Annotated in this window: 24 protein-coding genes; 10 read left to right on the plus strand and 14 right to left on the minus strand. The window is 44.5% G+C overall.

The genetic code is table 11. The features are described from left to right. The first annotated feature begins 769 nt into the window (after positions 1–769). From Q0E19_RS01780 to Q0E19_RS01810, 7 genes are all read left to right on the plus strand, one after another. Complete coding sequence (locus Q0E19_RS01780) at positions 770–1,267, plus strand: hypothetical protein (protein ID WP_294406619.1); 498 nt, start codon at positions 770–772, stop codon at positions 1,265–1,267. A gap of 8 nt (positions 1,268–1,275) precedes the next feature. Further along, positions 1,276–2,010, plus strand: a complete 735-nt coding sequence (locus tag Q0E19_RS01785; protein WP_294406625.1) for a hypothetical protein — start codon at positions 1,276–1,278, stop codon at positions 2,008–2,010. Between the two features lie 52 nt (positions 2,011–2,062). Continuing rightward, entirely contained in the window at positions 2,063–2,734 is a 672-nt protein-coding gene (locus tag Q0E19_RS01790) for a PspA/IM30 family protein (RefSeq protein ID WP_294406627.1), read from the plus strand. A gap of 5 nt (positions 2,735–2,739) precedes the next feature. Further along, complete coding sequence (locus Q0E19_RS01795) at positions 2,740–3,546, plus strand: GIDE domain-containing protein (RefSeq protein WP_294406630.1); 807 nt, start codon at positions 2,740–2,742, stop codon at positions 3,544–3,546. Positions 3,547–3,633: 87 nt separating this feature from the next. After that, a complete protein-coding gene (locus Q0E19_RS01800; protein WP_294407027.1) occupies positions 3,634–4,599 on the plus strand; it encodes a glycosyltransferase in 966 nt (321 codons plus the stop codon). Then, complete coding sequence (locus Q0E19_RS01805) at positions 4,589–7,576, plus strand: YfhO family protein (protein ID WP_294406632.1); 2,988 nt, start codon at positions 4,589–4,591, stop codon at positions 7,574–7,576. Before Q0E19_RS01800 ends, Q0E19_RS01805 begins: the two co-directional genes overlap by 11 nt. A gap of 151 nt (positions 7,577–7,727) precedes the next feature. Next, complete coding sequence (locus Q0E19_RS01810) at positions 7,728–8,600, plus strand: hypothetical protein (RefSeq protein ID WP_294406635.1); 873 nt, start codon at positions 7,728–7,730, stop codon at positions 8,598–8,600. A gap of 104 nt (positions 8,601–8,704) precedes the next feature. Here Q0E19_RS01810 and Q0E19_RS01815 read toward each other — a convergent pair whose 3' ends face one another. From Q0E19_RS01815 to Q0E19_RS01850, 8 genes are all read right to left on the minus strand, one after another. Beyond that, entirely contained in the window at positions 8,705–9,376 is a 672-nt protein-coding gene (locus tag Q0E19_RS01815; protein WP_294406637.1) for a sigma-70 family RNA polymerase sigma factor, read from the minus strand. After that, entirely contained in the window at positions 9,373–9,828 is a 456-nt protein-coding gene (gene spoIIAB / locus Q0E19_RS01820; RefSeq protein ID WP_294406641.1) for an anti-sigma F factor, read from the minus strand. The genes Q0E19_RS01815 and spoIIAB overlap by 4 nt, the downstream gene beginning before the upstream one ends. Beyond that, complete coding sequence (locus tag Q0E19_RS01825) at positions 9,800–10,207, minus strand: STAS domain-containing protein (RefSeq protein WP_294406643.1); 408 nt, start codon at positions 10,205–10,207, stop codon at positions 9,800–9,802. The genes spoIIAB and Q0E19_RS01825 overlap by 29 nt, the downstream gene beginning before the upstream one ends. A 147-nt stretch (positions 10,208–10,354) precedes the next feature. Continuing rightward, positions 10,355–11,230, minus strand: a complete 876-nt coding sequence (locus tag Q0E19_RS01830) for a glycoside hydrolase family 25 protein (RefSeq protein WP_294406645.1) — start codon at positions 11,228–11,230, stop codon at positions 10,355–10,357. Further along, positions 11,220–11,465: a hypothetical protein gene (locus tag Q0E19_RS01835; RefSeq protein WP_294407039.1), complete on the minus strand. Its 246-nt coding sequence runs from the start codon at positions 11,463–11,465 to the stop codon at positions 11,220–11,222. The genes Q0E19_RS01830 and Q0E19_RS01835 overlap by 11 nt, the downstream gene beginning before the upstream one ends. 56 nt (positions 11,466–11,521) lie before the next feature. Continuing rightward, positions 11,522–11,734: a hypothetical protein gene (locus Q0E19_RS01840; RefSeq protein ID WP_294406647.1), complete on the minus strand. Its 213-nt coding sequence runs from the start codon at positions 11,732–11,734 to the stop codon at positions 11,522–11,524. Between the two features lie 3 nt (positions 11,735–11,737). Beyond that, positions 11,738–12,397 carry a hypothetical protein gene (locus Q0E19_RS01845; protein ID WP_294406649.1) on the minus strand — a complete coding sequence of 220 codons (660 nt, stop codon included), beginning with the start codon at positions 12,395–12,397 and terminating at the stop codon, positions 11,738–11,740. 66 nt (positions 12,398–12,463) lie between these two features. Then, positions 12,464–12,970, minus strand: coding sequence for a hypothetical protein (locus Q0E19_RS01850; RefSeq protein ID WP_294406650.1), 507 nt, complete (start codon positions 12,968–12,970; stop codon positions 12,464–12,466). Between the two features lie 360 nt (positions 12,971–13,330). Here Q0E19_RS01850 and Q0E19_RS01855 point away from each other — a divergent pair, with 360 nt between their 5' ends. Continuing rightward, complete coding sequence (locus tag Q0E19_RS01855; RefSeq protein ID WP_294406652.1) at positions 13,331–13,873, plus strand: transcriptional regulator; 543 nt, start codon at positions 13,331–13,333, stop codon at positions 13,871–13,873. 84 nt (positions 13,874–13,957) lie between these two features. Here the strand turns inward: Q0E19_RS01855 and Q0E19_RS01860 are convergent, their stop codons facing one another. From Q0E19_RS01860 to Q0E19_RS01885, 6 genes are all read right to left on the minus strand, one after another. Continuing rightward, positions 13,958–15,283 (minus strand): WG repeat-containing protein, encoded by a 1,326-nt coding sequence (locus Q0E19_RS01860; protein ID WP_294406655.1) that lies wholly within the window; start codon positions 15,281–15,283, stop codon positions 13,958–13,960. Positions 15,284–15,528: 245 nt separating this feature from the next. After that, positions 15,529–16,074, minus strand: a complete 546-nt coding sequence (locus tag Q0E19_RS01865) for a phosphatase PAP2 family protein (protein ID WP_294406656.1) — start codon at positions 16,072–16,074, stop codon at positions 15,529–15,531. Between the two features lie 371 nt (positions 16,075–16,445). Next, positions 16,446–16,787, minus strand: coding sequence for an ArsC family transcriptional regulator (locus tag Q0E19_RS01870; RefSeq protein WP_294406658.1), 342 nt, complete (start codon positions 16,785–16,787; stop codon positions 16,446–16,448). After that, complete coding sequence (gene dtd / locus Q0E19_RS01875) at positions 16,784–17,245, minus strand: D-aminoacyl-tRNA deacylase (RefSeq protein WP_294406661.1); 462 nt, start codon at positions 17,243–17,245, stop codon at positions 16,784–16,786. Before dtd ends, Q0E19_RS01870 begins: the two co-directional genes overlap by 4 nt. Before the next feature lie 12 nt (positions 17,246–17,257). Beyond that, positions 17,258–18,100 carry an aldose 1-epimerase family protein gene (locus tag Q0E19_RS01880; protein ID WP_294406663.1) on the minus strand — a complete coding sequence of 281 codons (843 nt, stop codon included), beginning with the start codon at positions 18,098–18,100 and terminating at the stop codon, positions 17,258–17,260. A gap of 56 nt (positions 18,101–18,156) precedes the next feature. After that, positions 18,157–18,942, minus strand: coding sequence for a methyltransferase domain-containing protein (locus tag Q0E19_RS01885; RefSeq protein ID WP_294406665.1), 786 nt, complete (start codon positions 18,940–18,942; stop codon positions 18,157–18,159). A 558-nt stretch (positions 18,943–19,500) separates the two neighbouring features. Here Q0E19_RS01885 and Q0E19_RS01890 point away from each other — a divergent pair. After that, the gene (locus Q0E19_RS01890; protein ID WP_365904374.1) at positions 19,501–20,244 is read left to right on the plus strand and encodes an ABC transporter ATP-binding protein; all 744 of its coding nucleotides are present in this window, start codon (positions 19,501–19,503) and stop codon (positions 20,242–20,244) included. Next, a complete protein-coding gene (locus Q0E19_RS01895; protein ID WP_365904376.1) occupies positions 20,237–21,190 on the plus strand; it encodes an ATP-binding cassette domain-containing protein in 954 nt (317 codons plus the stop codon). Before Q0E19_RS01890 ends, Q0E19_RS01895 begins: the two co-directional genes overlap by 8 nt. Positions 21,191–21,220: the final 30 nt, after the last annotated feature.

The following is a 21,220-nucleotide window of genomic DNA, read 5'->3' on the forward strand; positions in this document are numbered from 1 at the left end:
ACTGTACTTAATATATGTTAAAACTTAAAAATATATTGACAACACCCCAAAAATGTTCTATAATAGTCCTTGGGCGGACGGGTCCTCGGGCGGACGGCTCTATTCGGGACGCTCGGCAAGCTCGCTGTTTGCGGTCGGGGTTTCTCATTTCGTGCTCGGAAGAAACGGAGATATGGCTTTTACTGAAACAGGGTTTGATTAGGTCTTGTATTGGACTTTTTTCAGTTCGACAAGGTTTTATCTCGGCTCTTTTCGGTTTGATAAGGTCTAATGTGAATTTTTCTCAAAGCTTGTGTAGGGGCGAGTCTTTCCAGACAGGGTAATACGTTATGCTCGGCAAGCTCGCTGTCTGCGGTGTGGACTTCTCATTTCGTTCTCGGAAGAAACGGAGTGCAGAACTTTTACTTAAACCGACTTTGATAAGGTCTAATGTGGATTTTTCTCAAAGCTTGCGTAGGGGCGAGTCTTTCCAGACGGGGTAATACGTTATGCTCGGCAAGCTCGCTGTCTGCGGTGTGGACTTCTCATTTCGTTCTCGGAAGAAACGGAGTGCAGAACTTTTACTTAAACCGACTTTGATGAGGTCTAATGTGGATTTTTCTCAAAGCTTGTGTAGGGGCGACCTGTGGTCGCCAGTATTATATCATCAGTATATTATCCCCACTGTATTACACAAATGATAATATTACTGATTATATTATTATCAAAAAAATAACGCAAAACACGCAATTAAACATAAATGTTTAGAATTATAGAAGGAGAATAAACTATGTCTGATATTGACAAGGAGCTTGCTAAGCTCGAAAGTGAAGTCAAGTCAAATTCAAAGGTCGATACTGCGCCTGTATCCGATATTAAAAGTACAAAGAGTTCGGGCGGCAATGTATCGGGTTCATCAAATAATGAACTGCTCCAGTTCTTTATCGGCTTTCTGCTTTTCGGCGGCGGTATATACTGGATGCTCAATTCATTCACTGTATCAAGTTCTTGGGGCGGCGGATACTGGAGTTTATTTGGTATGAGAATGCCTATGGGCGTAATGCTTATCCCGCTGCTGGTGGGAATAGGTCTGCTGTTTTTCTGTGACAAGAAGGTCATCGGCGGCTGTGTTGCTGCGCTGGGTCTGCTTGTTATAGTGATATCGCTGCTTACATCTATTGAGTTCCATGCTGTAAGAAGTTCGCTGTATGTATATGTGCTTATGTTCGGCATGATAGCGGCAGGAGCAGGTCTGCTTATCAAAACATTATTTAAAAAGAGGGACTAATTTACTAAATGAATTTTCTTTGCTTGGGAAGTCTTTTTCTGCTGTGCCAGCTCAATCTTGGGCTGTGGGCGAACTACGCAGTAAAGCTTGTGGGATTTCTGCTTTTTGCGGCAGGCATCAGGGAGCTTTCGGAGTTATGCAGAATGCAGGGCGACGGCGGCAAAAAAACGGTTATAGAGGGATTTGATCTTAAAAGATCTATGGGTGAGCTTCTGACCTCCTATCATGGCGGTGAGGAGCGGTACAGCGGGATACGTCTTGCTGTTCTCGATAAGCTGTGCAGGGCGGCTGTTCTGTGCGCAGGAATGTGTGCGGCGGCAGGCTTATGCAGCGCAGCGGTAGGATTTTTCGGATTAAAAGGCATAATAGCAAATATTGCGGCGATAGTTCTCGGAACGGCGGCTGCGGTAATGGCGTTGGAGCTTTTTAAGCTTGTTTTAAGCTTTATAGAGCATAATGAAAAGAGTCCGGTTCGTCAGACGAGATTTTGTGAGGACATATCAAAAGTCCACAGGCTGAAGTCTGTTTTCACGAAGGTATGGGTATGCACCATAGTAAATCTTGCCTGCGATATACTGAACAGGATAGTGCCGTTTACATCGGTGCAGAGCTTTTTCGGTTTTTTTGCAGCCATAAGCAAGATTACCCTTTATGTGTTCGTAGTTATGACGGTGTATAATTTCAATGCGCTGAGAATAGACTGTAACGCAAAGACCGACAGGGATAACAATGAGAATAATTGAATTATTCAGATAGATCATTCAAAACAATAAATTCTTTAGGGAGGACAATAACATGGCAATTTTTCAGAGAGTAGGAGATCTGGTAAAGGCTAACATCAACGATCTGCTTGACAGAGCAGAAAATCCGGAGAAGATGGTAAAGCAGATCATCATTGATATGGAGAAGGAGCTTCAGCAGTGTACAAATGCTCTTGGTCAGGCAATGGGTTCACAGCGTCAGATGAAGAAGCAGCTGGACAAGGCTAAGGCTGAGTCACAGGAGTGGGAGAACAAGGCTAAGCTTGCTCTTAAGGCAGGCAATCAGGATCTTGCAAAGCAGGCTCTTGCTAAGAAGGTCAATGCAGATAAGCAGGTAGAGCAGTATCAGCAGATGTACGATCAGTGTACAGCTCAGGTAGATACTATCAAGGGACAGGTCGATGCTCTTAAGATGAAGCTTGAAGAGGCTAAGAGCAGACAGTCAACACTTATCGCACGTTCAAAGATGGCAGACGCTCAGAAGAGCATGGCAAAGACTCTCGGCAGCATGGATTCTTCCAGCGCATTCAGCAAGCTTGATAAGATGGAAGAGAAGATCGAGGCTAAGGAAGCTCAGGCTGACGCATTCTCCGATCTTGCAGGAACAGCAAACACAGGTTCAGATCCTTTTGCAGAGCTTGAAGCTAACAGTGCAGTAGATGATGAGCTTGCAAGACTTATGGCTGAAATGAACGGTGGAGAGTAATCTGTATGCCTATAATTATTGGAATACTTTTGATCGCTGCGGCAGTCTATATGATCTTTTTCGGAAGAAAAAAAGCCGCAGGCGAACTGTTGGAGATACAGTATCAGGAAACTAAGACTATTCCTGAGGTTGAAGAAGCACTTTTGGCTATGCATGACATAGACCCGAATTACAGGGAACTTGTTGAGGTAAAGGGAACGGCTGCCTGCGATGATCCGCCGACAGCACCTTACAGCCAGAAAAAGGTCGCTTTCTATACTGCTGAAACCTATAAGGTGTCAGAGGAAACACGTCAGGAAAGAGATAATGAAGGAAATGTCCGCACAAGAACAGTAAAGCATGAGGATAAGCTCAGCGAGGAGGAATCCGCACAGCCGCTGCTGCTTACAGATGCCGACGGAAGAAGGATCATCATTGAGACCAACGGCAATGCTGATAAGCTTGATCTTGTCAAGACAATGGACAGATTCCAGAACGCAGATCAGTACAATGCAAATATGTACACCAATCCGTACCGCAGGTTCAGGGAATACAGCCCGTCCTTCGGCGCAGGATACAGACTGCTTGGATACAAGCAGGTAGAAAAAACTATACCGCTGCTTTCAAGACTTTACGTTCTCGGCGAGGCATATATGGAAAACGGACAGATCTATATCGGTCAGCCAAGAGAAAAGTCAAAGCCTTTCATAGTGACCACCAAGTCAGAGGAAGAACTTGTGAAGAACAAGGAGAGCGCAGCGAAGTTCCAACTTTTCGGCGGGATCGCCAGCGCAGTGATCGGTGTTATACTTATTATTGTCGGAATAGTTTAAAGAAGTTTAATGGGGGACGTCATAGCTTTTGTGGCGTCCTCTGCTTGTGTAAATGTGAAAAATTTTATCGGACAGGAGAATGTTGAAGTGCTGTCAGTTATAGTGCCAAGCTACAACGAAGAGGGAAATGTAGAAAAGACTGCCGCCGTGGTGGGGCAGCTTATGGAGGAAAACAGCATAGATTATGAGATCGTTTTCGTCAACGACGGCTCACGGGACAGAACGTGGGAGCTTATCTCGGCAATGGCGAAAAGGGACAGGCATATTGCCGCAGTGAATTTTTCCCGTAATTTCGGAAAGGAAAGTGCGATCTTTGCAGGCCTTGAAGTGGCAAAGGGTGACTGCTGTGTGCTTATGGACTGCGATCTGCAGTTCCCGCCGCAGGTCATAATAGAAATGTACCGCATATGGGAAAAGGGCGGAGTTGACGTTGTTGAGGGAAGAAAAAAGAGCAGGGGAAAGGAAAACCCTGTCTACAAGCTTTTCTCGCTGTGGTTCTATAAGCTGATAAACAATTCCAGCGGACTGGATATGCAGGATTCTTCCGACTTCAAGCTCCTTGATAGGGCGGTAGTTGACGCTTTGAACAGAATGCCCGAAAGGCTCACCTTTTTCAGAGCGATGTCAAGCTGGGTAGGCTTTAATACGGAAAAGGTCTATTTCGACGTTGCCGACAGGGAGATAGGCGAGTCAAAGTGGAGCGGAAAGGCTCTCGTGAAATTCGCAGTAAATAACATCACCTCGTTCACCTCCGCACCGCTTCAGATAGTTACTGCCTGCGGAGTCATAACCTTTGTGATATCCATTATCCTCGGCATAAATACCCTCTATAACAAGTTCTGGGGCGGCGCAGGTGCAGGATTTTCAACGGTCATAATCCTCCAGCTGCTGACTTCAAGCATAGTTATGTTCAGTCTGGGTGTCATAGGCTACTACATATCCAAGATATATGAGGAGATAAAGCAGCGCCCGAGGTACATAATCAGAGATATAGTAAGGCAGGAAAATACAGACGATAAAACGCAGGATCAAGGAGAGTCTGATGGAAAATAATATAGATCAGAATGTTTTGGATATAAAGAATAAAGATAATAAAGTTAAAAAAGATAAGAGCAGCAAGCCTAACGTCTTTCAGCTGTGGTGGAAAGGCATAAGAACATTCTGCTGGGATAAAAGGCTGTATTTTGCAGTGTTTTTTATCCCTGTGGCAATAATGTTCGCATCGTATGCTTTCTTTAAGATCCACCCCATAGGCGACGGCTCGGTGCTTGTCCTTGACCTCAACGGTCAGTATGTTTACTACTATGAGCATTTCCGTGACGCATTCTGGGGAAAATCAAGCTGGATATACAGCTGGTCGAGAAACCTGAGCGGCGAGATGTTCGGTATATATGCATACTATCTGGCAAGTCCGTTTATGCTTATAATCGCCCTGCTGCCGAGAAGTATAATGCCGACTTCCATACTTATAATGCAGCTTGCAAAGATAGGAACTTCGGCGGTGACGTTCTGTTTCTTTTTGAAAAAGATATCACCGAAAAAGACTAAGACGGTTTCACTTATCGTTTTCCCTGTAATGTATGCGCTGATGTCATATATGGTGGTACAGCTTATGGACCCTATGTGGCTTGACGGGCTTATCTATCTTCCGCTCATATGCTGGGGAGTAAGACGGCTGGTCAATGAGGGGAAAATGCTGCCGTATATAATCCCACTGGCGCTGATGTTCATTGCCCACTTCTATATCGGCTATATGGTGGGAATATTCACGTTCTTCTATTTCTGCTACGTCTGCCTTACGGTGGAGGGCAGAAAGCTGCCGAAGAAATTTTTCGGACGCTGTGTTTCATTCGGCGTGGGAACTCTTGCGGCGCTTATGTGTGCGGCATTCGTGCTTATCCCTGTCTACAATTCCCTTAAACTGGGCAAATTCGAGTTCACAGAGCCGGATTTCTCACTGGCAACTCAGTTCGACTTCCTTACGTTCATAACAAAGCTTTTCCCTATGACATATGATACGGTCTACCCTGAGGGTATGCCGATGATATACTGCGGAGCGGCTGCGCTCATACTTGTGCCGCTGTTCTTTATGAACGATAAGATACCGATAAAGGAGAAAACGGGAAAAGGTCTGCTGGCAGTTCTGCTTGTGGTGCTTATGTATATAAAGCCTGCGGATATGGCTATGCATGGCTTCCAGGTGCCGAACTGGCTGCCGTTCAGATATTCGTTTATATTCTCTTTCATGCTCGTGGTAATGGCTTTCAGAGCCTTTGAGAACCTTGACGGCATAACCGCAAAGAATATCGGCGGAGTTTTCTTTGGACTTATGGTGTTCCTTTTCTGGTGCGAGAGGGAAAACTACGGTCACTTCCAGCTCTTTGAAACAAAGACCGCTGACGACGGCACCCTCTACAACGTTATTCAGGGCATATGGGTTTCCATGATAGCGCTGAGCATATATTTCGCCCTGCTGTATCTTTGCAGGAAATATCCGAAGTCAAAGGCTGTGGCTTTTGCACTTGTTATCGCAGTAGGCGCAGAGCTTTTTGCAGATAATATCGACACTATCGACAAGATAGATTCTGACGTTGCTTACAGCAAATATACCTCCTACGAGCCGTATATGAGCCAGCTCAGAAACGCTGTGGATATGATAAAAAATTACGATGAAGAGCCTTTCTACCGTATGGAGGCGACCTTCCACAGAACAGTAAATGACGCTATGGGAACAGGCTATAACAGCGTTTCACATTCAAGCTCGACAATGAATGCACCTGCGCTGAAAATGCTCCACCAGCTTGGCTACGCATACGGCGGACACTATACAAAATATGACGGCACAACATTTATGACCGACGCTCTGTTCGACATAAAGTACCTTATGGACAAGACGGGCAACACTTCATACGTCGGCACAAGAGTGAAAGTTCCCGAAGAATACAAGCTGACGACAGAGTTTACTGACGGCGACGCAACGTTCAAGTTCTACAATAACCCCAATGCACTCGGAATGGGCGTGGTAAGTTCGGGGGATATCGAGGACGTTGAGCTTAACGATACCGACCCATTTGAAAATCAGAATGCAATATTCAACGCTCTGACAGGAAGTCAGAAAAAGTATTTCACAAGGCTTGACGTGGTCAACAGCGAAATGGAAAATATGCTGACCTCAACGCTTTCGGACGGCCATACAAGATATTACCCTGCGGACAGCACAGTTGCGGAGTGCCATATAGACTATGTGGTTAGAATGGATAAGGATTCATATTTGTATATGTATCTGCCGACAAAGTATGAGCGCAGCTGTAATGTGTGGATACAGAATGAGGACGAATATGTTGACGGTGCAAACGAAATGACCTATGCAGGACAGTTCTTTGTGGGTGATAATTACTCTATCCTCAACCTCGGAAAATTCCTTGAGGGACAGGAGATAAGGGTAAGGATAACAGTCGCAAATGACGATAACGAGGCATTCTGGCAGGATCAGCTTTTCTACACCTTTGATTATGATGAGTTCTCTGCCGACTGCGCAGAACTTCAGAAGAAGAGCCTTGACATCACAGAGTTTGAGGACACAAAGGTCTGCGGAACAGTAAATGCCGATAGTAACGGCGAGGTGCTTTTCACCACCGTTCCTTATGAGGATGGCTGGACAATAACCGTAAACGGAAAGACAGTCAAGCCGGGCAAGTCGCTCAACAGCCTTATAACCATACCGCTTGAAAAGGGCGAAAACAAGATAGAAATGCACTTCTCACCGAACTACTGGAAGTTCTCACTTGTTATAACCGTGTTCGGACTGCTTGTGGTGGTCCTTATAGGCCTTTTTGAGTACAAGCGTGGCAAGTATATGAAAAAGCTTATTGCAAAGGTAGGCGGAAAAGGCGGCGAACATTCCGCTGAAAAGCCTGCTGAAAGCGTCACTGCGGAGAATACGGAGAAAAATGACGAAACCGAGGAGCTTTGCAGTCGGATAAAGGGGATAATAGCCGACGATACAGATATCGGCAAAAACCGACCCTGAGCGGCATATATCTCCGTTGACATATAATTGAAAAAAGGTTATCATTAAAGAACCGAACGGCTCAGTCAAAAGCCGCTTGGTTCTTTATTTTTTACTATTTGTGTTGTCAAATCAAAAAATCAAAAGAAAAACAGAAAGGACGGACAAAACTATGTCATCAGCGGAATTTTCGGAGAAAACAGTAAAAAAGACCTTGACCAACAGCGGCGGAGGAGTGTGTATGCTTGCCTTTTTGGCTATGCTATTTTCTGTCTGCACAGCCTTGCTTGAGGTCATTGCGGTGCAGCTTTACAACAGGTTCTATTCAAACAGGATAACCTTTATTTATGCAAACACACCTTATGAGTACATAAAGCTTTACGAAACAGGCATCATAATGTCCATGCTGTCTGTTGTAACGGCAGTGTGGGCGTTTTCGTCAGCGAAAAAGAAAAAGCTTGGCAGAGAATTTTCTGCCGTGAATATGCTTTTGCCGCCTGCGATATGCATAATGCCTGCGGTAAAAGTTTTCAGCCTTGTGACAGGGAAAGCTTTTTCAGACGCATTTTCTTTCGGCTCTGACGGTGATAAATTCAGAATAGCGGTAAAACTTCTTTGCAGCGCACTTCCTGTTTTAGCGGGAATAATGCTCTTTGCGGCAGGCTTTGCTGTGCTTGGAAAACTGTCCGCCGAAAGCTTTTCTGTTGAGATATCTTCCGCAGGGGAGAAAAAGGTCAGAGAAAGCGACTTTTTCCCGAAAGCAAGCCCTGCCTCAGCAAACCTAGTTTCAGCAGATATATCTTCACAGACAGAACCGAAAATCAAGGCGGATAATCAACAGTCAGTGCCTTCGCCTGTTGAAAAATCAGCCGCCCCAGAGAAGTCGAGCAGTTCCGCTGTCATTCCCGATACGAACAGCAGTGATCTGAGCTTTTCCCCTGCCGCAGAGGTGATCACCGAACAAAATGAAGTCAAGGAAAACTCAGCAAATATCGAAAATACACCCGACAATAAAACTGAGAATACAGAAGAAAAAATTATATAACTGAGGAGAAGTCAGCGGACTGTATGCGATATTAAACCTATATGAACATACCACCCACATGAAAAACGGACGGCATTAAAAATAAAATGCACGTCCGTTTTGATTTATCCGCTTAAAAAATCTTTCATAAGCGCAAGTATCTTTTTCTCCCTGCGTGATACCTGCACCTGCGTCATATCCAACAGGGCGGCGGTCTGAGTCTGTGTTTTCTCCTGAAAATACCGCAGGAAAATAAGCTGCCTGTCCTTTGCGTCAAGTATCTCCAAAGCCTGCGCAAGTGAAAGCCTGTCGGTTATCTCCTCATCGGGAGCGTCCACAGGGAGGTCTATCTGTCCGCCGCCGTCCTCATCGCTGCTGTCCGTAAGGCTCATAGGCGGCATCGCAACGTTCAGCGCCTCAACAACGTCCTCCTCGCTTTCTCCCGATATCTCGCAAAGTTCGGATAAAGCAGGCTCTCGTCCGTTATCGGCAGTGAACTTCTCCCTTATGCGTGTTATTTTCAGCGAAAGTTCCTTTGTCCCTCTCGATACCTTTACAGTTCCCCCGTCACGGAAAAGCCGTTTTATCTCTCCCAGTATAACAGGCACGGCATAGGTGGAAAACTTCACTCCACGGCTTGTGTCAAAGGCTTTTGCTGCCTTGATAAGACCGATGCAGCCTGCGCCGTAAAGATCGTCATATTCTATCCCCCTGCCCCTGAAACGGTTGGCGCAGAGATGTACAAGACCGAGATTATCCTCCGCCAGCGGGAGATCCTCATGTCCCACCGCACTCATAGCAGCTGCTTTCTTGATCTGACTCTGCGTTCAAGTATGACCGTAGTGCCTTTGTCCTTCTGACTTCTGACCTTGACGTTCTCCATAAAAGACTCCATAATGGAAAAGCCAAGTCCCGCACGATCGTCCTCTGGTGCGGTGGTGAAGAGGGGTTCTCTTGCTTTCTCTATGTTTTCTATGCCGCAGCCTTTGTCCTGTATCTTTATGGATATGTAACCGCCCTCGAATATCTTCACCTGCAAAAGCACATTGCCTATCCGCCCACGATAGCCGTGGACGATAGCGTTTGTCACTCCCTCCGAAACGGCTGTCTTTATGTCCGAAAGCTCGTCCACACATGGGTCAAGCTGGGATAGAAAGCCGCTTACGGCTATTCTTGCAAAGCGTTCGTTCTCCGAAAGGCTGGGGAAAGTCAGCTTCATTTCATTTATCAGCTGCTTTGACCGTTTCATCGGCTTTTTCCCCCTCTCCTGCGTATTCGCTGAATGTGCTGCCGAAATCCTTTGGCAGCACGCTTTTAAGGCTGTCCGATATCCTTGCGAGCCTGTCTATGCCTGCAAGGCGAATGACCTTTTTGATGTATGACGGCGGCGAGGCAACGATAACATCTCCGCCAATATCCTGCATAAGCTTGTATCTGCCCATGATAAGACCGATGCCGGAGCTGTCCATAAATGTCACTCCCGAAAAATCTATAACGAGCCGTGACGGCCGCTTTGCCGTAAGCTCCCTGTCTATCTCGCTGCGCAGAAATTTAGCGGAATGGTGATCGAGGTCGCCTTTTATCTGCGCAAGAGTGCAGCCTCTGTCCGTTTTTAAAACAATGCCCATTTTTTTCATTCCTTTCATTTTTTATATTTATAATACCATGCACCATAAGCGCAAAAGGTCGAAAAAATGTGCGAAAAAATAAGGCGGCAGAAATTTTCCTGCCGCCTTGACTGCGATAATTATTCTATTATTCTATTATTCTATACACTATACAGCTGATATGCTTTCTCTCAGCTTTTTGATAAAGTTTGCGCCTGCCGTTCCGTTCTGTGGACAGTTCCATTTACCCAGCAGTTCGTTGACAGCCTTCTGCGTTCCTGCACCGAAAACACCGTTGTTGTCTACCGTCTGAGTGATCATCTTTCTGTCCTTTGCCAGTATGAGCAGCTGCTTTAACGCAAGAACTCCGTCTGAGCTGTCGCCCTTTTTAAAGCCGTCCGAGTCAAGAACTTTCTTCGGCTTTCCGTAGCCGTTCAATCCTTTTTCTTTCATTATGGCAGGGTAGTCCTTGTAAGCATGATCGAGGTCAGTCCTGCCGTTTATGCCCTTTACAGAACCTGAATCCGAATACTGCCACATTCCGTAAGGAGATGTGTAGTCGGGTTTGGCTGAACCGAAATTCGCCGCCCATACGTCATATTTTGTCCTGCACTGTAAAGGGACTTTTCTCTTCAGAAAATCTGTATAGCTGTAAAGGCAGGCATAATAGCCTTTGCTTTCGAGATAGGAGCAGAATTTGTTTATTATCCTGCCCACCTCTGCGTTTGACAGCTTGAGCTGAGAGCTGTCCTCAATGTCAAGGCAGAGGGGATATTCAAAGCTTTTCCCTTTAACAGCCTCAAGAAAGCATTTTGCCTCTTGCAAAGCGTCGCTTTCGTCCGCCGCATAGCTGTACCAGTATGCCCCAACATCAAGTCCTGCCGCCTTTGCGTTTTTGTAATTTCGCTCAAAATAAGGATCTTTCTGACTGATAAATTTTCCGTAGCCTGCGCTTATGATAACAAACTTGTATCCGTCAGCTTTTACACTGGAAAAATCTATCACACCCTGCCAGCGTGAAACGTCTATTCCTTTAACTATCATTAAATTCCTCCCCTTTATCGTTCTTTTTATTCTTTTGTCTGTTTTCTCCATTGCTGTCTGTGCTGTCCTTTTTGCCTGCCTGCGTTCCGAAATAAAAGCTTATCACTACGGTGAATATGGTGATAAACTGCTCCGATGTTACTCTTCCTGCGGCAGTCATTATGCTGAAAACGACCGTCAGAAGTATAGTCACAATGGATTTCACGTCAATAAGCTTAGCAAATTTTGCTTTCATCTTTGTGATGTTCTTTCTTTTGGTTTTATTTGTCTTATTTTTCTTGTTTGTCTTGTTTATTCCGTTCGTGGGTATTCAAGAGCGGAGAGCCTATGCTCCGCTGATTTCATTTTATTCTCCATGACTGCCATTCGTTCAACAACGCTGTTGTGCTTTTCAACTTTCTTTTCAAGCTGTTCTATCCTGTATGACATAAGCTTTATGCCCGAAAAAGTACCGAAAAAAGTTCCTGCCAGAGATAGAACAGCCACAATGATCTCACTTTCCATAGCTTAATCCCTCAGTGCAACTCTTCCGCTGTAAAAATACGATTCATCGTTGTAAGTAAACCTGCACTCTGTAGTATAATACTGTGACTGCGGAGCAAAAAAGCAGTCGGGCAGATACTCTTCCACACCATAGCAAACCAGCGGACAAAGCACTGTCAGCGGAGCTTTTTTCGCCGTATACAAATTAAGTGTGTCGCTCTCTGCACTGTTTTCGCTGATTATGCAAGCCTGCTGCTGAGTGGAAACACTTCCTGGCTGCAGCACTCCGTACATCACGATTCCGAGCGCACCTGTGTTCGTTTTTGTTACAAATGCTCCGCACTCGCCCGACTGATTGTTTGTGCTGCTTGTTGCTACCGCAATTCCAATGCCCTTTGAAGTCGCAACAAGCTTTTTTATCTGCACACCTGCTGTCGGCGCACTGCCTGTTGTACGTTCTACTGTAAGTCCAGTTTTGCAGTAAAAAGCTATTTTTATCGCTGAACTTGCCGCAACAGTTTTTGTTATGGTCATCACAACTCTGCCGCCGTTTTTAAGGCTTATAACGCCCTCTTCTTCGGTTATTTCCTCAAAGAAATCCGCCGCATTTTCGGTGAACCAGTCCTTTACAACTGACATATCTCCGCCCTGTTCGGGTGTGAATGTTGTTATTTTTATTGCCATAATTAAAGTTTCCCCTTCCTTTTTTCTGTTTGTTTTTTCGTTTTGTTGTTTTGCTTTTTTATCTTTTTAATCTGTAATAAATCCACCGTCTGTTTTTTCTGCCTTGCCTGTAATGGCGAAAAGCCTTTTTATCTGTGTCTGTGAAACTGACGGCTCTGATGAAAGTTTTTTGAACTGAGTGAGCAGCTTTTCCAGCATATCCTTTGAGCTTTCATATGTGGGTATAGCCTTTTTATCCCCGTCCAGCTGATCGCCTATGCGCAGGCTGAAAATATCCGATTCAAAGACAAGCGAGGCTTCATTATCTGCCGCTTCATGCTGGCAAAAGGCATAAAACTGCGCCTTGACGCAACCTTTTTCCCTCAGCAGAGAGCCGTCCACAGAAATTTCGCCGTCCTTTATCTCGACTTCGTATATAGTGCTGTCGCTGTACATAATTTTAAGAATGTAAACTGCGTTCTCAAAATGCGGGTGTATCACTCTCAGCTTTCTGAGCTTATGTTCGCCCATATGACCGAGAAGATCGCCCTCAGGCATTGACACTCCGTAATCCTTTCCGATGATTATTGTCATATTGTTTTTCATCTCCTTTGTTTTATATAGGTTTAGAAAATCTGAACTAGCAATGCAAAAAAATATACCCATAGGGGAAAGCCGTCTTGTAAAACGAGAGATACAGGCATTATTTTCCGCATTGTTCAGGTTAAAATATAGTATAGCACATATGTTCGATTTTGTCAAGGGGTAAAATTTAATTATAAAATAAAATTATAAAAAATGATATGAAATATTTTGCACAGGTTCAGAAAATCTAAAAATATACTTGACAGCTGTAAAAGATGTGTTATAATATTCATATAGATGATAATATTTTTAAGCTTTCAGGCTTTTATTTTTTTACTTTTATTACTTTTTGCTAAGGAGGTCATCGGGGTGAGTACATTTGCAGAAAATCTTCGGTCTGCCATGACCGAAATGGGGATAACGCAAACGGAGCTTTGCAAGAGAACGGGGATCTCAAAATCATTTATAAGTCAGTATCTTTCGGGGAAGTTCAAGCCCCGTGATGATAAGCTTGCCATTCTTGCTCAGGCATTAGGCACGACAAAGGGCAGGCTGCTTGGCTATGAAAATGCCAATGTAACTAAGGTGTACGAAACTGAAAATCTTATAAAAGTGCCTGTCCACAGCGCAGATGAACCCGATTCTCCGCCTTGGGGATATGAATATGTTCACGCTGAACCTGGTGAATATGTCTTTTATATCTGCCGTGACGACAGCAACAGACCGTTCATAATGTCGGGAGATTATCTTCTTGTTGGCATAAACGAGATCACAGGTGCAGGTCTTTACGCCGTAAGAAAAGAGCATACAGGCAGGATTATTTTCAAGGAGCTGACCGATCCGAGAAAGGAAAGCGGCGATTTTGAACTTGTTGGCAGGGTATGCGAACTAAGGCGCAGGACAAACTTATAGAAATTTATAAAAACAAAACACAAACAAAAAAGAGGACTGTAATAAAATAAACAGTCCTCTTGATTTTTATATCCTTATGTGGAATTATTCCGCAGGCTGCTGAGTCGGTTCTGGCTCAGGCGGATTTGTAACAGGATCGGTCACAGGCGGAACATACTGTGTGGTGGTGTCCTCAGGTTCTGTGTCGATAGTGGTGTATCCTGTATCTGCGGCAGTTGTTCCCGTATCGGAAAGTGTACCCGATGTTGTGGAAGTTATGCTGGTCGTAGATGTTGTTGTAGATGTGGAAGTAGATGTTGAAGTAGATGACTTCTTGCTGGTGGTGGAGGTCTTTGAAGTCGGATCTTCGTACTTTGTCGGTTCGTCCTCAACTATCTCTCCAAGCTTGATTATGCCCCAGAGTCCGTCTTTTCTTACCCACGCTCTTCCGTTATGCACAGGTCTTGCCTGCTCGAACTCGCCTGGGCGGACAACAACATTGCCGTCCTTGTCATAATATCCGTATGATGCGCCCACTGAAACAGGCACATAATCGCCGTTGAAAAGGAAAGGATGTGACTTTTCCTCGCTGTCGATAAGGCTTCCGTTATATGTACTCATATCGCCGTCGCACTTGAAGTCGATTATAGTCTTTCCGTCGGAATTTACATATCCCCACAGACCTTCGCTGTTCTTGAAAGCGATGCAGGTAGCGCCTGCACCCTTGTATGCAGGTGCATAGAAGTCAACATACTCCGGTTCGATAAGCACCTTGTTCTTCTTAACAAGTCCGTAAACAGGCTCTTCATCAGTCTTTACAGAGAAATATCCTGCGCCCTGATCCGAGATCTCAGCCTCGCATACCACAACGGTTTTCTTTCCCGTATATTCAGTAGCGTAGTCCTCGTTCTCACGCTTTACATATGTTTTTTTAGCCTCAGCGTCCCAGTAGTATCTCGGCGACTTGTCCTCATGTATCATAGGTGTGTCGGATATCTGCTTTGTGCTGTCGATAGTGCAGTATTTATACTCATTATTCTTAGCGTCTATTGTATTGAACAGTACGATCTCACCGCACCAGCAGGTGTAGTAATCCTCATATTCAGGCTCTATAACAGTATTGCCCTTGTAATCCATAAGACCATACTTTCCGTTTGAGCAGATAACAGCGTAGTTTGCATAAGCGTTGTTATCCTCGTTGGAAGAATCCACCTGACTGCCGTCAAAAACTATGATATTGTCAGCGATTATGTTCGGCTCCATTATCCACGAATACTGAACTGTATCGTCCTGTTCTTCCGTCGGACTGTAACTGTATGAATCGGTCATACTGTTGTCGCTGCCGCCGTCGCTTATCCCCGGAATGGTACAGCCTGCAAGCATAACGCCTGCCGCAGCACAGCAAATGGCGGAGCAGATTATTTTTTTCATAATGTTCCTCCTATAAATTTGTTGTTCTCTCTCTTTTTTGTATTTATTTTTCTTTATAAATTTAATATAAATTATATGCATTATACTCTCACTGCATACAGCTTTATTATATACCATAACAGCCTTTGTGTCAATGGCACAAATTACAATTCAATAATACAAAAAACGACGGCGTATATTCATTTTTACAGAAAAACGGGAAAGCCCTGCAAAAAGCTTTCCCGAAGGTGTCATATAAGATCAGATCAATATATTTCTTTATCTGTAACGTGGTGATATACCTTGCAGGCGATAAAAGCGAACAGCGTTCCGAGGAGCGCACCTGCGATAACGTCTGAGGGGTAGTGTACACCCACATAAAGCCTTGACAAGGCTATCAGCACAGCCAGCACAAGAGTGGGTATGCCGTACTTTTTCGGACATTCAAAGAATATTACCATGCATACCGCAAAGGCTGCTCCAGAATGTCCCGATGGGAAAGAGTAGTCTGACTGTGCGCCGATCATCCTTTGCAGTCCGTCCACAACTTCGTAAGGACGTGTCCTTGCGATAATATTTTTCAGCAGCAGATTATTTATAAGAAACGTCGCCGCCAGAGATCCCGAACACACTATGCCGAGCCTGCGCAGCTTTGGGATAAGGAGGAATATAAGGCACATTGCGATCATAACTATTCCGCCGTTGCCTAAATATGTGATGCCTTTCATCACAGAGGTAAGTATATCGCAGCGGATATTATCCTGTATCCACAGCAGGATATTGCCGTCAAGCTCCAGCAGTTTATCAAGCATAAGTTTTGTCCTTTCTTATGTTGTATTCAGACGGCCTGTTGCCGCAAGTCATTCGATATATTTCGATGAACTTTATGAACACTATTTTAGTTGCAAGAATTTTTGTTAAAAACAAATATGGTTTATTAACAGCTCTGTAATTATCAAACGTTATAGTAAAATTTCTATGCGAAAATATTAGCTTTTATAAATATATTGCAGCAAATATTTTACACTAAAACTGTTCTGAATGTCAAAAATCAGTTTATGTGATTGTGCAGAAATCCGCTTGTTCACAAAATGCTAATTTAAAATTATAAATAGCTAAAAAACAGGTGAATTTCAGTTCATCTAATTAACTTAAAATTTTACTTATCAATCTTTTGTTAATATTATTCCCAGCTTTTCCATACCTCAGGGCAGTAACCAACAGTAGCCTGTCTGCCGTTTCTTACTATGGGCGCAGCGAAAAGAGATGGCTCTTCAAGGAGCTTTTCAGCCTTTTCTTCCTTGCTGCCCAGATATTTTAGCAGATCGGCGGTTTCTCCCTTTGCTTTTGGGTCGATAAGCTTTTCGATATCGCCCACCGCCGCAAGGACAGAGTTAAATTCTCCCTTGCTGAGTCCCTTTGAAGCAAGGTCAATGGACTGGAACTTTATGCCCCTTTCCTTGAAGTATCGTTCAGCCTTTTTGGTGTCGAATGACTTTGATTTTCCGAAAATCTGTATGTTCATGCCAGTATCTCTCCGTTTATACATTCAAGCAGAATTGTGAAAGGACCGTCATTTTCAAGGCTGACTTTCATATCTGCCCCGAAGATCCCGTTTTCAACTTTGCCTGATATCTTTTCCCTGCATTTGTCCGAAAAATATTCGTACAGCCGGTTTGCTTTTGTCGGCTCGCCTGCATTTATGAATGAGGGGCGGTTGCCATGGTGACAGTCTGCATAAAGAGTGAACTGGGATACCACAAGAAGATCTCCGCCTACGTCGTTGACGGAAAGATTTGTCTTGCCGTTCTCATCTGAAAATATCCTCAGCTTTGATATCTTGTCCGCAAGCTTGTCACATTCTTTTTCACTGTCCTCCTTGCCTGCGCCGAGAAAGATAAGCAGACCTTTGCCTATCTCACCGGTAACATTGCCGTCAACAGTTACCTTTGCGTGATTTACTCTCTGAATGACCGCTTTCATGCCGCACGTCCTTTACTTTACTTCAATGGTGTAAGCATAGGAATATTCAGCCTTTGGTGCAAGCTTTATTGCGTGAGGCTTTTTCTCTATGTCCTCAAATTCATCATCTGCATAAGCAGGAACGCTTGTCCAAGGCTCAAGACAGATGAACTGTGCCTGTGGATTTCCAGTAGCAGTCCATACTGCGATACACTCCGACTGAGGGAAGCTTACCTTTACCTCGCCGCCGTCCTCTTTGTGGAGGGTAACAGCCTTTGACGCAGGCTGATCCTTCATTATAACGTCATAGTCGAACTGCGCTCTGTTGAGCGGCAGGATAGTTTCGTTTTCAAGAACCGTTCTCTCTCCGTTCGGAACAGGCTGAACGATAGTTTCAGGCTTTTCGTATTCAACTGTGCATTTTCCGCCCTCGATATCGCAGATGAATGCAGGGTGTCCGCCGAGGTAAAAGTACATATCCTTTCCGCCTGCGTTTTTTACAGTATGGCTTACCTTTACGGCACTGCCCTCAATGCTGTATGTAACGTCAAGGGTGAAGTCATATGGATACCATTTTAAAGTAGTTTCGCTTGAAGAAAGGCGGAATGTGATAGAATTTTCCGTCTGTGAAAGAAATCCAAACTCGCTGTCCCTTGCAAAACCGTGGTTGGCAGGGAGGGTGTATTCCTTGCCGTCTGCCTTGTACTTTTTGTCCTTAGGGGAGCATATAAAAGGGAAAAGGATAGGCGCATATCTCTTCCATGCGTCGCCGCACTGCCAGAGGTATTCCTTTCCGCCCAGCTTGATAGAGTGGAGTTCAGCGCCGAAAGTATCGGCTGAGATCTCGATAGATGAATTTTTGATAGTGTAAAGCATGATTTTGCCTCCTGTATAATATAGTATATTTTTTGCGTGATAATATGATAAATAACTTAGATCTTTTCCATGACCGCTATTGCGCAGTAGTGCTTTATGGTAAAGCTTTCGGGATAATGGGAGAGCATTTCCATATGCTCGGCAGAGAAACGCTCTATTTCGCTCTGTTCAAGTGACGCTCCTATGCCACGGCAGGCTATCATTCGTCCGTTCCAGCTTTCTCTTGTGAAAGGAACGTCGGCATCAAAAACTATGCTGTCCGTTATCTTGAAATACTTTTTGTAAGCCTCGTCTATGGCTATCTGGTGACGTGTTTCGCCGCAGCCCGACCAGCTCGGATTAAATTTCAGTATAAGCTCCTCACTTTTTCCTGCTATCTCATCGTCAAACGGCAGCCATTCCATACAGAGAAATGCAAGCTTTCCGCCATCGTTCAGCATTGAATGTGCCTTTTCAGCAAAAACATCGTGCTTGAAATACCAGAAACATTGGCAAGCTGTTATGACATCGAACTTTTTACCACCACACATATCGGCTGTATCCTCAGCCGATGCAGTAATGTAGTCAATATCTTTGCCATTGCTGAGCAGCTTTGCCTGCTCTATCTGCTGCGGGGAGATATCCGAACCTGTGAACTTCGCACCGAAACGGCAGAGATTTCTCGGCAAAACTCCCGTACCTGTGCCAACATCAAGAACGTTCTGTCCCTCTGTACAAAGACCGAGGGAAATGATCTTCTGATAAAACTCTTCGGGGTAGATGTCACGGTATTTTGAATATGCCTCTGACGCAAGACCCCAGTCAAAAGGCTTTCCGCCGTCTATGCGGCTGTCCTTTATCATAGCTGTCAGCTCCTTTAAGTATTTATACATTTATTATATTGTATCATATTTTCGACCGCTTTGCAATACGCTGATGTATATGTAAACGTGTACAAATAAACTCTCAGTTTCATATTTGAGAGTATATTAATATTTTATTATTTTATGCAAAAGTAACAAATGAAAATTAATTGTGAATTAAAGTTGCTAACAGCATAAAAAGGGGGCATCTTGTCCTTTTAAAGTGTTTGCTTTTTGCACCTTGCACAAAAAGAGGAAAAGTTGTTTGTTTATTGTGACTAAAGCGGCGATAAACCGCAAAAAAGATATACCGTAAACGTTTTCGCTAGCTTGACAAATACCGCTGAAATTGTTATAATTATGTTTAGCATAGTGCGCCCTTTTTGACATTTTTGATAAAAAATCAAGCTGAATAACTGGTTTTAATGTGTGTTTTTTGAACAATTTGCACAGTGGTCACAAGATGTTGTGCAAGTTTAGTGCAAAAAACACAATATGTGAAAAATGCACAAAAATCAAATCCCCGTTTTGATGAACATATCAGTATTAAGGTGTGTTATGAGGAACGATGAAGAAAAGGCTCGAAAAAGCTATGCTGCGTTTGAAAGGCGGTATGTTAAAATTATGGGTATTATCCTTGAAGCTCGTGATATTTGCCGTGATTTTAAGATCGGCGACGGCAGCGTCGTTTCAGCACTAAAAAATGTGAATGTTCAGATCGAACAGGGAAAGCTTACTATATTAAGAGGACGTTCGGGCAGCGGCAAGACGACGCTCATAAATATCCTCGGCGCTCTTGACAAGCCTACCAAAGGGTCGGTGGAATTCAAGGACAGGGATATAACAAAGCTTTCGGAAAAGGCGAGGGACGATCTCAGACGTTTTGATATGGCGTTCGTTTTCCAGTCGGTAGCGCTGATGTCAGGTATGACCGCATATGAAAATGTTGATTTCGGACTGAGGCTTGCGAAGTTCCCTTATGAACAGAGAGATAAGCGCACGAAAGAATGTCTGGCTGCGGTGGGACTTGATAAGCGTATGGCTCACAGACCGAGCGAAATGTCGGGCGGCGAGCAGCAGCGTGTGGCTATCGCAAGGGCTATTGCTCATAAGCCGAGCATAATTTTTGCAGATGAACCTACGGCGGAGCTTGATACCGCTACGGCACTGCATATCGTCAAGCTTTTCAAGGAGCTGGTCGCAAAACAGCAGATGACGATAATAATGACTACGCACGATCCCAGCATGATGGATATTGCGGATAAGGTTTATACATTAGAGGACGGTGAGATAGTTGAGTGAGTCCGGTATACTAACTGATGATACTATTTTAACTGCCGATAATGATAAATATATGATACGGTGTGAAAATCTGGTGAAGATCTACAAAACTTCAGATGTTGAAGTCGTTGCTCTTCAGGGATTGGATCTCGACGTCGAAAAAGGCGAGCTTATGGCGATCGTCGGCAATTCGGGAAGCGGAAAATCTACGCTGCTGAATATGCTTGGCGGACTTGATAAGCCGTCAGCCGGAAGTCTTGTGGTGGACGGGAAAAATCTTCTCAAATTCACCGATAAGGACTACATGGAATACAAGAGGAACACCGTAGGATTTGTCTGGCAGAACAATGCACGAAATCTTGTGCCGTATCTTACGGCTGTGCAGAACGTTGAGCTGCCTATGCTGCTGAAAGGTCAGCATAAGCGAAGGCAGAAAGCGTTGGAGCTGCTCGACAGGGTGGGGTTGTCCCACAGAAAAAACAGCAGACTGGATCAGATGTCGGGAGGAGAACAGCAGCGTGTGGCAATAGCTATTGCGCTGGCGAATGATCCTCGGCTGCTTCTTGCAGACGAACCGACAGGATCGGTTGATACAAAAACTTCGGCTATGATACTTGATATTTTCAAGGAGCTTAACAAGAGTGAAGGCATAACGGTTGTAATCGTTACGCATGACCTCAAGCTTGCAGACCATATCGACAGAGTGGTGGCTATCAGAGATGGAAGAACAAGCTCGGAGATCATAAGGAAGCGTTCCTACTCGGAGGAGTTAGACGAGCTTGGCAATGTTATAGCAGACCCGACAGAGGATGGGGCAACTCATGAGGAGCTTGCGGTCCTTGACCGTTCGGGAAGGCTTCAGCTTCCTAAGGACTATATGCAAAGCCTTGGCATAAAGGGCGGAGATAAGGTTCGGGTTGAGCTTGATGAGGAGAGGGACGGCATCGTTCTTTTCAAGTCTGGCTGACTTATCAGTATTTTTTATTCTCCCGTGTGG

It is taken from the genome of uncultured Ruminococcus sp., assembly GCF_934476685.1.
GTDB lineage: Bacteria > Bacillota > Clostridia > Oscillospirales > Ruminococcaceae > Hominimerdicola.

Bases quoted from the DNA above. Each gene is read 5' to 3' on its own strand.
- Q0E19_RS01780 (WP_294406619.1), top strand. From the start codon at position 770: ATGTCTGATATTGACAAGGAGCTTGCTAAGCTCGAAAGTGAAGTCAAG.
- Q0E19_RS01785 (WP_294406625.1), top strand. From the start codon at position 1,276: ATGAATTTTCTTTGCTTGGGAAGTCTTTTTCTGCTGTGCCAGCTCAAT.
- Q0E19_RS01790 (WP_294406627.1), top strand. From the start codon at position 2,063: ATGGCAATTTTTCAGAGAGTAGGAGATCTGGTAAAGGCTAACATCAAC.
- Q0E19_RS01795 (WP_294406630.1), top strand. From the start codon at position 2,740: ATGCCTATAATTATTGGAATACTTTTGATCGCTGCGGCAGTCTATATG.
- Q0E19_RS01805 (WP_294406632.1), top strand. From the start codon at position 4,589: ATGGAAAATAATATAGATCAGAATGTTTTGGATATAAAGAATAAAGAT.
- Q0E19_RS01810 (WP_294406635.1), top strand. From the start codon at position 7,728: ATGTCATCAGCGGAATTTTCGGAGAAAACAGTAAAAAAGACCTTGACC.
- Q0E19_RS01815 (WP_294406637.1), bottom strand. From the start codon at position 9,376: ATGAGTGCGGTGGGACATGAGGATCTCCCGCTGGCGGAGGATAATCTC.
- spoIIAB (WP_294406641.1), bottom strand. From the start codon at position 9,828: ATGAAACGGTCAAAGCAGCTGATAAATGAAATGAAGCTGACTTTCCCC.
- Q0E19_RS01825 (WP_294406643.1), bottom strand. From the start codon at position 10,207: ATGGGCATTGTTTTAAAAACGGACAGAGGCTGCACTCTTGCGCAGATA.
- Q0E19_RS01830 (WP_294406645.1), bottom strand. From the start codon at position 11,230: ATGATAGTTAAAGGAATAGACGTTTCACGCTGGCAGGGTGTGATAGAT.
- Q0E19_RS01835 (WP_294407039.1), bottom strand. From the start codon at position 11,465: ATGAAAGCAAAATTTGCTAAGCTTATTGACGTGAAATCCATTGTGACT.
- Q0E19_RS01840 (WP_294406647.1), bottom strand. From the start codon at position 11,734: ATGGAAAGTGAGATCATTGTGGCTGTTCTATCTCTGGCAGGAACTTTT.
- Q0E19_RS01845 (WP_294406649.1), bottom strand. From the start codon at position 12,397: ATGGCAATAAAAATAACAACATTCACACCCGAACAGGGCGGAGATATG.
- Q0E19_RS01850 (WP_294406650.1), bottom strand. From the start codon at position 12,970: ATGACAATAATCATCGGAAAGGATTACGGAGTGTCAATGCCTGAGGGC.
- Q0E19_RS01860 (WP_294406655.1), bottom strand. From the start codon at position 15,283: ATGAAAAAAATAATCTGCTCCGCCATTTGCTGTGCTGCGGCAGGCGTT.
- Q0E19_RS01865 (WP_294406656.1), bottom strand. From the start codon at position 16,074: ATGCTTGATAAACTGCTGGAGCTTGACGGCAATATCCTGCTGTGGATA.
- Q0E19_RS01870 (WP_294406658.1), bottom strand. From the start codon at position 16,787: ATGAACATACAGATTTTCGGAAAATCAAAGTCATTCGACACCAAAAAG.
- dtd (WP_294406661.1), bottom strand. From the start codon at position 17,245: ATGAAAGCGGTCATTCAGAGAGTAAATCACGCAAAGGTAACTGTTGAC.
- Q0E19_RS01880 (WP_294406663.1), bottom strand. From the start codon at position 18,100: ATGCTTTACACTATCAAAAATTCATCTATCGAGATCTCAGCCGATACT.
- Q0E19_RS01885 (WP_294406665.1), bottom strand. From the start codon at position 18,942: ATGATAAAGGACAGCCGCATAGACGGCGGAAAGCCTTTTGACTGGGGT.
- Q0E19_RS01890 (WP_365904374.1), top strand. From the start codon at position 19,501: ATGAGGAACGATGAAGAAAAGGCTCGAAAAAGCTATGCTGCGTTTGAA.